The sequence below is a fragment of the Scytonema hofmannii PCC 7110 genome (assembly GCF_000346485.2).
GTDB lineage: Bacteria > Cyanobacteriota > Cyanobacteriia > Cyanobacteriales > Nostocaceae > Scytonema > Scytonema hofmannii.
In genome coordinates this window covers 8,144,256-8,156,561 of the sequence record NZ_KQ976354.1, presented here as the reverse complement: position 1 = coordinate 8,156,561, position 12,306 = coordinate 8,144,256, and the positions used below count along the sequence as shown (strand labels likewise).

General features: G+C 40.0%; 12 protein-coding genes and 1 pseudogene. 7 read left to right on the top strand and 6 right to left on the bottom strand.

Annotation, left to right across the window (positions count from 1 at the left end):
* Positions 1–23: 23 nt before the first annotated feature.
* The 4 genes from WA1_RS34420 (at position 24) to WA1_RS34410 (ending at position 2,681) form a co-directional block, all read left to right on the top strand.
* On the top strand, positions 24–1,331 hold the full coding sequence (locus WA1_RS34420) for a DUF3086 domain-containing protein (RefSeq protein WP_017743493.1): 1,308 nt from the start codon (positions 24–26) through the stop codon (positions 1,329–1,331).
* A gap of 129 nt (positions 1,332–1,460) precedes the next feature.
* Complete coding sequence (gene plsY, locus WA1_RS34415; protein ID WP_017743494.1) at positions 1,461–2,165, top strand: glycerol-3-phosphate 1-O-acyltransferase PlsY; 705 nt, start codon at positions 1,461–1,463, stop codon at positions 2,163–2,165.
* 130 nt (positions 2,166–2,295) lie between these two features.
* Complete coding sequence (locus tag WA1_RS61920) at positions 2,296–2,475, top strand: DUF6888 family protein (RefSeq protein WP_081402995.1); 180 nt, start codon at positions 2,296–2,298, stop codon at positions 2,473–2,475.
* Complete coding sequence (locus WA1_RS34410; RefSeq protein ID WP_017743495.1) at positions 2,457–2,681, top strand: DUF6887 family protein; 225 nt, start codon at positions 2,457–2,459, stop codon at positions 2,679–2,681. The genes WA1_RS61920 and WA1_RS34410 overlap by 19 nt, the downstream gene beginning before the upstream one ends.
* Positions 2,682–2,693: 12 nt before the next feature.
* On the opposite strand, the gene WA1_RS34405 is transcribed toward WA1_RS34410, so the two are convergent.
* From WA1_RS34405 to WA1_RS34380, 6 genes and pseudogenes are all read right to left on the bottom strand, one after another.
* Positions 2,694–3,278, bottom strand: a complete 585-nt coding sequence (locus WA1_RS34405; RefSeq protein WP_017743496.1) for a Uma2 family endonuclease — start codon at positions 3,276–3,278, stop codon at positions 2,694–2,696.
* Between the two features lie 159 nt (positions 3,279–3,437).
* Positions 3,438–3,797, bottom strand: a complete 360-nt coding sequence (locus WA1_RS34400) for a four helix bundle protein (RefSeq protein ID WP_017750197.1) — start codon at positions 3,795–3,797, stop codon at positions 3,438–3,440.
* A gap of 38 nt (positions 3,798–3,835) precedes the next feature.
* Positions 3,836–5,084 (bottom strand): annotated as a pseudogene (locus WA1_RS34395) (ISL3 family transposase).
* A 210-nt stretch (positions 5,085–5,294) separates the two neighbouring features.
* A complete protein-coding gene (locus WA1_RS34390; RefSeq protein WP_017743497.1) occupies positions 5,295–5,903 on the bottom strand; it encodes a class I SAM-dependent methyltransferase in 609 nt (202 codons plus the stop codon).
* A gap of 688 nt (positions 5,904–6,591) precedes the next feature.
* Complete coding sequence (locus tag WA1_RS34385; protein ID WP_017743499.1) at positions 6,592–6,852, bottom strand: PIN domain-containing protein; 261 nt, start codon at positions 6,850–6,852, stop codon at positions 6,592–6,594.
* Positions 6,849–7,079 (bottom strand): antitoxin family protein, encoded by a 231-nt coding sequence (locus tag WA1_RS34380; protein ID WP_017743500.1) that lies wholly within the window; start codon positions 7,077–7,079, stop codon positions 6,849–6,851. The genes WA1_RS34385 and WA1_RS34380 overlap by 4 nt, the downstream gene beginning before the upstream one ends.
* Positions 7,080–7,211: 132 nt before the next feature.
* On the opposite strand from WA1_RS34380, the gene der reads away from it, so the two are divergent.
* From der to WA1_RS34365, 3 genes are all read left to right on the top strand, one after another.
* Positions 7,212–8,573, top strand: coding sequence for a ribosome biogenesis GTPase Der (gene der / locus WA1_RS34375; protein WP_017743501.1), 1,362 nt, complete (start codon positions 7,212–7,214; stop codon positions 8,571–8,573).
* Positions 8,574–8,623: 50 nt separating this feature from the next.
* Complete coding sequence (locus WA1_RS34370) at positions 8,624–9,547, top strand: energy-coupling factor transporter transmembrane component T family protein (protein ID WP_017743502.1); 924 nt, start codon at positions 8,624–8,626, stop codon at positions 9,545–9,547.
* A gap of 509 nt (positions 9,548–10,056) precedes the next feature.
* The gene (locus tag WA1_RS34365) at positions 10,057–12,240 is read left to right on the top strand and encodes a lectin-like domain-containing protein (RefSeq protein WP_017743503.1); all 2,184 of its coding nucleotides are present in this window, start codon (positions 10,057–10,059) and stop codon (positions 12,238–12,240) included.
* The last annotated feature ends 66 nt before the right edge of the window (positions 12,241–12,306 follow it).

Here is a 12,306-nt window from a genome sequence, read left to right as displayed (position 1 = left end):
AAGAATTAAACTATTGTTATTTTATGAACCCAGAGGAATTTCAAACACCACAACCAACTGATGAGCCATTGATGAAAAACCAAGAGCAAGAAATAAAATCTGAACAACCAGAAAAATCATCTGTGGAGTCGGTGGTAGAAATATCAGCGCAAAATCCCCAAGTTGACACAAAACAAGATCGAACCGCTTCTGTTTTGCCTGTATCAGACGTAAAACCAACCAATGTTACAGTTGGGTTAACAGAAGAGTCAACCACTGAGGTAGTGACGCAGTTAGAACAAGAAATTACCGCCCTGGAGTCAGACATAAAATCAGAATCAGACAAGAGTCGCGAAGAAGCAGAAGCCGCCCAACGACTCCAAGATCTGCAACGCCAAGAACAAGCACTCAGAAGAGAAATAGCCAATCTACAAGCATCGTACAAAACTCTCCAATTGCAATTGGGAGAAACTCAAATGGCGATGTCACAATTGGTTCAAGAGGCGTTGTCTCAGTTAGAACAACGCAAACAGGCGCTGCAAATTTCTGTAGAACAATTAGAACGTCGTCAAGAACGCATTCGTAACGAAATGCGGACTACTTTTGCGGGTGCTTCCCAAGATTTAGCAATTCGGGTACAAGGTTTTAAAGATTACCTCACAGGTAGTTTACAGGACTTGGCAGCCGCAGCAGAACAGATGCAACTGGTGCCAAAATCAAAACCAGAACCAGAAGTGCTTGAGGTGAGAGAGGTTAGATCGGAAGTTAAGCAGAAGGAATCGCAATCCATAACACCTCAATTTGCCCAACAGCAGTTTCAGGATACAATAAAACAAGTTCGCCGTTTGATTGACCAGTACCGCACCAAACCAGATTACTACGGTCCGGCTTGGCAACTGCGTCGCACCTTTGAACCAATGCATGCAGAACGAGTATCCAATTGGTTTTTTAACCAAGGGGGACGAGGGGCTTTGCGTACAATGGGTAGTCGGCTGCAGAATATTTTGATTGCCTCAGCAGTTATTTCAATATTAAATAAGCTTTATGGCGATCGCGTCAGGACTCTAGTATTAGCTAATACACCAGAGCGTCTGGGAGAATGGCGACGTGGTTTGCAAGATTGCTTGGGAATAGGTCGTCCTGACTTTGGACCGGATCGAGGTGTAGTATTATTTGAAACAGCCGAAGCCTTAGCACAAAAAGCAGACAGACTGGAAAAAGCCAATTTATTACCCTTGATTGTAATTGACGACTCTGAAGAGCAAATTAGTTTAGCATTACTGCAATTTCCCCTATGGCTAGCTTTTGCTCCTGACCCTAAAATGATGAAAACTTATGATGATGATTTTTAATGGTTAGTGGTTAGTGGTTAGTGGTTAGTGGTTAGTAGTTGGTAGCTAATAACAACTAACAACTAACAACTAACAACTAACAACTAACAACTAACAACTAACAACTAACAACTAACATTTTTTAAAATTATGACTATTTGGTTAAGTTTGTGTGGGGCGATTTTGGTTTTGGCTTACCTACTGGGTTCGATCCCTACCGGATATACAGTAGCTAGGCTTCTTAAGGGTATTGATATTCGGGAAGTTGGTTCTGGCTCAACTGGTGCAACCAATGTACTGAGAACATTGGGGACTGGACCGGGGGCTTTTGTTTTACTGGTGGATTGTTTGAAGGGAGTCTTGGCAATAGTCCTAGTTTACTGGTTTTTTGACTTTGCCCCCAGTCAAAACTTTGTTCCTTCAACGGTGAATCCTCAATTATGGCAACCTTGGATGGTGACTTTGGCTGGCTTATTTGCTCTATTGGGACATAGCAAATCTATATTTTTAGGCTTTACTGGTGGGAAATCGGTGGCTACCAGTTTGGGGCTTTTGCTTTCTCTGAATTGGATGGTTGGTTTGGCAACAGCAGGTGTGTTTGGTGTTGTTGTGGCAATATCGCGGATTGTTTCTTTAAGCTCTATTGTGGGTGCGATCGCAGTTCCTATTTTGATGGTACTTTTGCATCAACCACTACCTTACGTTCTGTTTGGAGTTGTTGGTGGCTTATATGTTATTTTGCGCCACAGCAGCAATATTCAACGTTTGCTAGCTGGGACTGAACCAAAAATTGGGCAGAAGGTACAGGTGGAGGCGGAACCAATATCGGAACCAACTGTAAACTCAGCTAGTTAATTGGCTCGACTCTTATCTCTTTGTTAGCAGGGAGGTTGTAATTACTGTTGACACAACAAGCAAAGGTTGTCAATTTTTATACTATTAATAAGTTGTGTTAGAATAATTTATTCTATTTTGTAGGTAATTTATTCTTCCAACAAATCAACAACGGCTAATCTGTATCATCCTCTGCCAATCTTTAACAAAGTTTTACCATCTAGTTGAGATATTACGTTTGGATGAACGGACTGGCAACATATATATTTTTGCTGGAGAAGAACTCCAAATCGAAGTTTATCGTGATGGTACATGGATCTTCTTGATATAAAACAAAATTTTGACACCATGACTAAAACTGAGTTACGAGCTTATGTTCTAGCTCATAGAAATGATCGAGAAGCTTTTTACAAGTTAGTTGATCGTTTTAAAGCTGATTCAAAAAACCAGCCACGGCATCCATTTCCACAATCCTTGGCAGAAGTGGCACAGGTAGAAGAATTAATACAAGAACACCTAAGAACTTTAGAGGAATAATCGAGTTTTAAATCATTTACCAATTAGCACTTGTTTGGCGCTTAAATCCAACTCTGGGAACGTGGGAGAAATGATGCGTTCTTCTCCTCGGTATGCAACCGCATCATAGAACCCTTCTACCAGAGTGCATACGGTTATCACCTCTTGAATGGGATCGACAATCCAGTATTCAGGAATTCCAAGGACAGCATATTCGGAACGCTTGCTCCGGTAATCTGTAGTTTGAGTAGATTCACTGACAACTTCTACTACAAGTATGGGTGGAGGCTCGTTAAGTTCGATAATTGCTTCTCGGTGGAAGAGTGCTTCCCACTGCTCTACTGGTAACACTACCACGTCTGGAACCCGTGAAGTGTCCCACCGTCCCCCGCGTGGGGAGCGAATTCCGACGGAAAACTTTTGTGCAGTCCAATTCCTTCCTATTTTGGCACTTTCGGCATCGAACTTTCGTTCTAAAAACTTAGAAATTCCACCGTGCTTGCCAGTGCCAAGACTCATAGGAATTAATTCTCCATCAACCAATTCGTATTGGGTATCGGTGCCATCGTTATACTTGAGGTACTCTTTAAAAGTCAGTTTCTTAGTTGCTGCGGTCATGGCGATCGCACTCCTCATTGAGGACTTAATACATCTATTATATTCGGTTCTTCAGTACTTGTTATGCTAAAATAACAAGTACTGAAGAGGGAACAGGGAACAGGGAACAGGGAACAGTGAAGAAAGGAAAAAGGAAAAAGGAAAAAAGGGAAGAGAGCGTTATTCTAGCTTCTTAATGAGGGCAATAATCATTCGACTCTCTTCTCGTAGCAAAGAAATAATTGGTTCTATATCTTCTTGTTTAGATAGACCTACCCGATGCGATAGAATAACGTGTGTTTCTAATTCATTAACCGAGCCTTGAGCAATATTCAGAAATCTAATGTATTCAAGTGTCGATCTTCTTCCATATCCCTCGGCTATATTGGCTGGAATAGAGACAGCGGATTTCCTAATTTGTTGTACCATGCCATATAACTCGTCTTTGGGAAAAGGTTTAGTCAAAAAATAGCACTTTTCGGCTATATCCATACCTTTTTGCCAGATTTTTAAGTCTTTAAAATCATTAATCTCTGCCATGAAAACCCTCAAGATTATCAAAATTCATCAATGTTTAGTTAGCAATTGAAATGCCAAGTTAATAGGCACCGAATTCGAAAGTTGTCAAAATTTCTAAAACCATAAGCAGCGCGTTTGATGAGCTTGAGTTTGTTATTAATACCTTCTACAACTCCGCTTGTTGTCCTATTATCAAAGTAAGCAACGATCTCATCTAGCCAACGAAGTATTGTGTTATAGCTCTTAGGAAAATGTTTTTTCGCTTTAAATAACCATGTTCCTAGTTTAAATAATCCGGCTTCCCAATTACTTATTGTTTCAAAAATTTGTCGAATTTCCTCTTTTAATTCATGCATGATTTTTAGACTAGGAGAAACTTGTTTGACTTCAATTAATTTCTCTTGTTGGACTTGATTTAGATCTTCTTCATTCTTAAGTAAAATATATTTACTTTTTGTAAGTCCTTGTAAAATTTTTTCACTGTCTGCTTTATCTTGAGGAGATTCCGCTTTTTTTATAACTGATTCTATTTGACTTTTTTCTCTCTTTCTTTGTGTATCTAGTTCCTTGTTTATCTGTACCATTACATGAAATCTGTCAGCCACTACTTGTGCATGAGGCATTAATTCTTTCACTAAACTTTTATAACCTTGCCATAAATCTATACTCACTTCTTCTATTTTATCTAAAACATCATTCCCCCATTCAATTAAGATTTCTCTTATGACTTCTTGTGTGCGCCCATGTAAAATTGTAATTGGTTTAGATGTATCCAAATCTGTTAAGACTGCACAGTAATTTCCATGACCTTTCACCAAAGCTATTTCGTCAATTCCCAGTCTTTTTAATCCGTCATGTTTTGATGAAGATAATCCTGTAGATGCATCTTTTAACATTCTTTCTATTTCTTCTGTCGTCACAATTCCTTTGGATGCAACACTGTGAATATCGTTTTCTAAAACGTCTTGTATTATTTTTTGAGCTAATCTTTTTGTATATGTCCTTTTTCGGCTTACGAAATCTAATTCTTCACTAAAAGGTTTTTTACACACCTCACATTTGAATTGTATAAAAGTTTATTTCTAAAAAAACTGGTTTTTCTCCAAATGGTAAGTCTTTTACTATGTATCGATGATTTTGATGTAATCTATGACTTACGGTTCCACAACGTAGGCAAATACTATAATCAGAAATTGATTCGGTTTGTAGTATAAGTCCAATTCCAGCATGAAGCCGATGGGATATGACTTTTACCCCTTCTATATCCAGAATTTCCGTTAAAGCTTTAATACCTTTTTTCCTTACCATAACTGTTAGATTTACAAAAATGTTATCAGGCAAGGCAAACAGAAAACTTCGTTTCTTTCTTCACTGTTCCCCGTTCCCTGTTCCCTGTTCCCTCTTCAGTACTTGTTATTTTAGCATAACAAGTACTGAAGAGCCTTATATTCTAAGTAATACTCTGTCTTAAGTCGCATCAAATATGTTAAATTTTTACCATATAGCAATCCTATTTTTTCAAAGATAAAATAGGATTGCTATATTACTCTTGCGATTGTTTAATCTGGAAGTATTACTGTGAAATAAATTAGAGTATTGACTAAATTCCCTCGCCTTTTTCAACATTGATTCTGCTTTATCTAAACCAATATAATTAACTTTTATAAATTGACCATTACTCTTAGCCGATTTAGCATAATACATTGCAAGGGCTAAACCAGAACTCAGTGGTCCACAGCCAAAATCAATAAATAAAATTTTTGTCTGAGAATCAAAAATGTATTTATCAAATATATTTTTGTGTTTATTAAAAATATAGATTTGACTAATAATATGTTGGTACATATTATCATAACAATATAATAAGACTCTCTCAGACGGTGTTAATTCATTAAATGGTTCATCAAAGTTTGCTTGTCCTCGTCCTACAATAGCTTTAATATTATCGAAATTCTTATTATTATAGGAGTTCACAACTTCCCGTTGCCAAGCTTCATTTTTAGGATATTGAGTAAAAGGTTTTATCACCAAATTTTCAAAAATATTTCCTATGTAATCTGATGGTTCATTCCAAAAAAGATTATGAAGTGAGGTATCGCTCATTTCGTTGTTTGTGGTAGATGTCATTTGACTTTCACTATCTGAAAAATTCAGTCAAAATGTCATCAGAAAAAATGACACAACAACGAGAACCTATCTTTGTACAAATAGCCCAAAATATACTTAAAAACTTAGTATAAAGAAGTTATATATCGTGATTTTTACTAACTTATATATGAAGAATTAAGCAAAGCTTTTGTACAGGAGTTTAGTACCTATAGCGATTCTCACTTGAATGAAGTACAGATTTATCTGCGTTCGTCTGCGTGCATCTGCGGTTCCATAACTTTTTTATGTATTGCACCCAATTGAAAAGCGCTATATATTCAATCTCAACCCCACTTCAAATAATAAGAATAGAGAGCGAGCGCATTCTGCATTATGCGAATTTACCCGGAGCAATCGTCTTGCAGGGGAAAAATCTGTTGTAGTTTATGATAAACTAGTAGGCTTTAATCATCGATTACCGGATATAGGTTTTGGAGTTTTATGCGGGCATCTGTAATGATTACTCCCTTTCCGCCAGAAAATTACCTATTAAAAAACCGCCAAGACGCCAAGGACGCCAAGAAACAGAAAGAACAGGAGCAGTAATCTTACACCGGGAAGGGAGTAATCGCCCAATTTATCCGGAAATCGTTAATTATGGTCTACTAGGTGTTAAACACATTACAGACATGATTACCTTGATAAACTACCCTACTGGCGCACTTGCTTACCGACGCTCAACTACAAGTCCGTCTACGTAGGTGAAATGCTCATCGTCTGTAGCCAATTTCCAACCATTTTCAAGGCATTGCGCTGCAATCCAAATATCATTTTCAGGAATAGGTCTTCCTTTGCGCTTCAAGGCAAGGCGTGTACGGGAATAAACACTAGCTGTTTCTTTTCCCATCGGGATAACTGTACACGCTTCAATAAACTGTAAGTATTGGGTGACGTTTCTAAGGGGACGGGCTGAGTTTTCCGCTCTCACCAGACATTTGGGTCAATTTTGCCGAACTCGTTTGCAATTGTGTGTTGTAGCTCAATAGCCTCCTCATCACTAAGAATGCCAGCAAACTGCAACAGAGGATGAGATTGAGTTTGGTCGGACTCAATGGTAATTTTTACTTGAGAATGCTCTACTAAACCATCCAATGCTTTGAGCGGACGAAAAACTCCATTTTCATAGATGGCTTCAACAGTTTGAAGCTTTTGCATATACTCGTTTAGATTAGCTTTACCTAAAATAATACCCGATCGCACTCCTCATATGGGAATACAACTATTTACGTACAATTTAACCTAAGCTGGCTACAATAAAGATTTGGAGCATAGTGCATCCTTATTATTATGCGTCTTCCTATCGTAGCTATTATTGGTCGCCCGAATGTGGGCAAATCTACCTTCGTCAATCGTCTTGCTGGAGAACAATCTGCTATTGTTCACGATCAACCGGGTATGACACGCGATCGCACTTACAAAGATGCTTACTGGAACGATCGCGAGTTTTTGGTTGTAGACACTGGTGGTTTGGTATTTAATGACGACACGGAATTTTTACCGTTGATTCGCCAACAGGCCATGGCAGCCTTGCAAGAAGCCAGCGTTGCTATCTTTGTAGTAGATGGTCAGACAGGACCGACACCCGCTGATGAAGAAATTTCCGAGTGGTTGCGGCAACAAACAGTTCCTGTCCTGCTGGCTGTGAATAAATGTGAATCTCCAGAACACGGCTTAATTCAAGCTGCTGAATTTTGGGAATTGGGATTGGGGGAACCTTTTGCTGTTTCTGCCATTCATGGTAGCGGTACAGGGGATTTACTAGATGTACTCGTAACTTATCTCCCTGAAACTAAGGACATCCAGGCAATTGAGGAAATTAAAGTCGCAATTGTGGGACGACCAAACGTCGGCAAATCTAGTTTGTTAAATGCTTTTGTAGGAGAAGAAAGAGCGATCGTTAGCCCAATTTCTGGCACAACCCGCGATGCTATTGACACGGTTGTTGAACGCAACGGGCAAACTTATCGCTTAATTGACACAGCCGGGATTCGCAAAAAGAAAAATGTGGACTACGGTCCGGAATTCTTTAGTATTAACCGTGCTTTCAAAGCGATCCGTCGCGCTAATGTGGTTCTATTGGTAATAGATGCCATTGATGGAGTGACCGAGCAAGACCAAAAGTTGGCTGGACGCATTATTGAAGAAGGTCGAGCTTGTGTACTTGTTGTCAATAAATGGGATGCCGTAGAAAAAGACTCTTACACAATTTACGATTACCAAAAACATTTGGAAGAGCGACTGCACTTTACCGAATGGGCAGAAATTATTTTTGTCAGTGCTTTGACTGGGCTAAGGGTCGAGAAGATTATAGAATTGGTGGATAGGGCAGCTGAATCACACAAACGTCGTGTGAGTACAGCAGTTGTTAACGAAGTTTTGGAAGAAGCTCTTAACAGACACACTCCACCCGTTTCTCGTGGTGGTCGTCAGGGTAGAATTTATTACGGGACTCAAGTCAGTACTCAGCCGCCTACAATAGCATTATTTGTTAACGAAGCCAAACGCTTTAACGACAACTACCGCCGTTACATTGAGCGACAATTTCGTCAGAATTTGGGTTTTCAAGGTACTCCCATTCGTATACTATGGCGCAGCAAGAAAACTCGTGATGTTGAAAGCACTAATGCAAATCGAGCTACACGAGTGTAATCACCTGACCAGTGACCAGTGACCAATGACCAATGACTAATGACTAATAAATGGATTTACTACGATCGCTTCCAATTGGTCTTTACCTAGAACAACCACAAACTTGGATGCACAAACTAGACCCGCGTGTCAAGTTTTTTTGGTTGATGAGTTTTCTCACAACCTATTTATACGCAAACAACTTGTGGCGCGTTCTGCTGGTAGTCATATTAATTCTGGCAACTTTAATTGCTCGGATTCCCAGACGAGTTTGGGGACAGCAAATGGGTTGGCTGTTAGCTTTGTGCTTTTTTGTTCTTGTTATTTTATCTGTTAGCCCTGATGGTTACGGTATAAATTACCATCCACGTTTGCCGACTAAACAACAAGCAGTGGCTGCACAACCAACTCCTTCTTCTGCAATAGCACCTCTACCGGGAAGCACGCCGCAGGAATATAAGTACGTGTTGTTTGATAAAGGACTAGTGAGAGCCACTCGCCACTCTGTAGATTTGGCTATACGTGTTAGTACAATGGTATTTACATTAATTTATAGTACAAATTTATACTTATTAACAACGGCACCAGAGGAAATTACAGCAGCTATAGAGAACTTGATGCAACCACTGCAAAGGTTTAAAATACCTGTTACCGAAATCACTTTGACATTGACTTTGTCTTTGCGGTTTATTCCCCTTGTTTTAGAAGAAATTCAGAACTTAGTCCGTTCTATTATGACAAGGGCGATTAATTGGAAGAAGTTGGGATTAAAAGGAGCAGTTAAAGTTTGGATGCTGGTTGCAGAAAGACTTTTGGAGAATTTACTCCTCCGGGCAGAACAAATGGCGAATGCGATGATGGTAAGAGGTTTTACCAGTCCTAGCGAACATCGGGTACAGTGGCACAACTTACGATTGGGAAGACGCGATTGGCTGGCGATCGCGTTTCTAATCGTGTTTTGGGGAGTGCGGTTGGCAATAGGAACAGAAGTTTAAATTATTATTAATAGGGTTGTATTGCTATTGACAAGAGTGATATTGTTACATAGGCAACAAAAAGCCATAGGATATATCTACTTGATATAGCCTGAGTTTTTGTTGCCAGTAGATTGTTTGCAAAAAGCTAACAAAAAAGATTTGGTGCTGAATTAGTATTTGCAACGTATAAGGATATCACGACTCTTTCACTTGAGAAGGCAGCTAAGTCTTATATAAAGGTTTCGGCCAACTATACAGTTGACTGAGAAGTTTTGGTTGTGTTTTGGATCGGGATTGTCATCTCAGTCTCCACAGAGGCTCAGTGATTTCACTAATAAGACTAAATTCAACACGACTATGGTTTTGGTCTGCGAGCAAAATTTCTAGATATGTAGAGACGTACTACAATACGTGTCTAAAAAGGCTGTTGTTAGGTACATTTGTCTGATTGAGGAATACTGAGACCGAATTGACAACTATTCGTTAGCAAAACTACTGTAGCTAGAATTCATGGTGGAATCTGTACAATGGACAATATTTTAACCGAAAGCTTTACAGGTAGCGACGTTACCCAAAAGACTTGGATATTTGGTCACACTGGAAACTCTCTTGACCCCTTCTTGACGGCTCGTAGCGAACCTGCACCAGTTGGGGGTTTACCTGGTGGAGCACCAGCGATCGATCCGGAAGGTAGTGGTGCTTTGAGGCTGACGAATAACGAGCCGTTACAGAGTACTTTTGTCATTTACAACCAGCCTATCAACAGAGCTAGCGGTCTTTCCATTAACTTCGATCTCTACTCCTATGGAGGAAATGGTGCAGATGGAATCAGTTTCTTCTTAATTGATGGAAGTGCAAATCCAACAACAGCCGGCGCGGTTGGCGGTTCCCTTGGTTACTCTTCAAGGAGTACTGACCCCGTTCAAGACGGCATAGTTGGAGGTTATATTGGTATTGCCTTTGATGAGTTTGGTAACTTCTCCGCTCCAGAATCTGGTTCGGGTGGTCCTGGTTTTTCTCCAGATTCTGTTGCTATTAGAGGTAGTCAAGCAACAAATTACAAATATTTGACAGGAACTACAGTGCCAGAAGGCACTAGTATTGATAACCCTGGTAGTAGTGCAACTCGCGCTAATTCCAAGCGTAACGTTCAGATTGACCTGACTCCAGAAGGGTTAGTGTCGGTTCAGATGGATCTGAATAACAATAATGTTTTTGATGCCAATGAACAACTGATTACCAATTTTAATGTAACTGCTGAATCAGCAAACGGTGCTCCTTTACCGCAAACCTTTAAATTTGGTTTTTCAGCTGGAACGGGAGCCTCAACTAATGTCCACGAAATTAACAACTTTAAAACGAATACACTCGCAGGTACATACATTCCTTTGGTGAACATTGCAAGTACCAATGTGAATACTGTGCCTGAGAATGGTAACTTAACTATAACTGCCCAACTCGATCGCCCAACTTCAAGTGAAGTCAGTGTACCTCTGACTTTGTCAGGTACAGCCGTGAACGGTGTGGATTACAATATTCCTACTTCTATTACCTTTTCACCAAATCAGCAAACGGCTAACGTTACCCTAACACCTGTAGATAATACGGGACTTGCACCTAATAAAACAGTTGCGATCGCATTAGGGACACCAACCAATGCCCAACTCAGCCCTCAGAACAATGCCTTCAGCGTCACAATCCTCGACAATGATGACCCCGCATTATTAGGGTCTTTCAATTTTGAAAACCAGCTCCGCGTTTTGGTAAATCGAGGTAATGACCTAGTTAACCTCTTGTTTGATAACGATTATTATCTGAGTAATAATCCTGATGTAGCGACTGCTGTCGCTAACGGTCAATACAGCAGTGGTTTGCAACACTTCCAGCAGATTGGACGGTTTGAGGGTCGAGACCCCAGCACGATCTTTAATAACAGTTTGTACTTAAGCCAGAACTTAGATGTCGCAGCAGCTTTAGCTAGTGGGCAAATTCGTAGCGGTTTTGAGCATTTCGTCAACGTTGGGTTCAAGTCCTACGAACATCGAGATTTGAGAATGCTATCCTTTGACGAAGGTTACTACTTAGCACAAAATCAAGATGTGTTTGCAGCAGTCAAAACAGGGGGATTCGATAGTGGCTTTGAACACTACCTGCTCTTTGGACAACAAGAAGGACGCAATCCCAGTCTTAAATTTGATGAAGCTTATTACTTAGCCAATAACTTAGATGTCAATAGTGCTGTCGCTCAAGGAACATTCAAGAGCGGCTTCGATCACTACCTCCGCTTTGGAATATTTGAGGGGCGAAATCCCATCAGTTCTTTTGACAATAGTCAATATCTATCAACAAACTCAGATGTAGTGGCAGGTATCACACGAGGTGATTTGAGGAATGGAGTGGAACATGGCATCCGGTATGGACAATATGAGGGGAGAGCTTTCTTACCACAGGTATTTGACGAACAATATTATTTGATGCAAAATCCAGATGTAGCTAGTGCTGTTGCTCAAGACATATTGACAGGTGGATTAGACCACTACACTCTATTTGGACAAAAAGAGGGTCGTCGCCCCAGTACTTCTTACGATGAAAACTTCTATTTGACCAGGTACTCAGATGTAGCTAGCGCGGTTGCTCAAGGAGAATACAAGAGTGGGTTTGAACACTTCATTCTGTTTGGACGAGCTGAAAGCCGATTGGGAGTTGGCTAATACTAAACCAATTCTATAATCTTTTGTAAAGCCCACCTAAGCGGGCTTTACTTTCTATTGTATAAA

What these genes read in the sequence shown, in the direction of transcription:
- WA1_RS34370 (WP_017743502.1), top strand. Translation starts at nt 8,624, where the DNA reads ATGGATTTACTACGATCGCTTCCAATTGGTCTTTACCTAGAACAACCA.
- WA1_RS34380 (WP_017743500.1), bottom strand. Translation starts at nt 7,079, where the DNA reads ATGCAAAAGCTTCAAACTGTTGAAGCCATCTATGAAAATGGAGTTTTT.
- WA1_RS34410 (WP_017743495.1), top strand. Translation starts at nt 2,457, where the DNA reads ATGGATCTTCTTGATATAAAACAAAATTTTGACACCATGACTAAAACT.
- WA1_RS34365 (WP_017743503.1), top strand. Translation starts at nt 10,057, where the DNA reads ATGGACAATATTTTAACCGAAAGCTTTACAGGTAGCGACGTTACCCAA.
- plsY (WP_017743494.1), top strand. Translation starts at nt 1,461, where the DNA reads ATGACTATTTGGTTAAGTTTGTGTGGGGCGATTTTGGTTTTGGCTTAC.
- WA1_RS34420 (WP_017743493.1), top strand. Translation starts at nt 24, where the DNA reads ATGAACCCAGAGGAATTTCAAACACCACAACCAACTGATGAGCCATTG.
- WA1_RS34390 (WP_017743497.1), bottom strand. Translation starts at nt 5,903, where the DNA reads ATGACATCTACCACAAACAACGAAATGAGCGATACCTCACTTCATAAT.
- der (WP_017743501.1), top strand. Translation starts at nt 7,212, where the DNA reads ATGCGTCTTCCTATCGTAGCTATTATTGGTCGCCCGAATGTGGGCAAA.
- WA1_RS34400 (WP_017750197.1), bottom strand. Translation starts at nt 3,797, where the DNA reads ATGGCAGAGATTAATGATTTTAAAGACTTAAAAATCTGGCAAAAAGGT.
- WA1_RS34405 (WP_017743496.1), bottom strand. Translation starts at nt 3,278, where the DNA reads ATGACCGCAGCAACTAAGAAACTGACTTTTAAAGAGTACCTCAAGTAT.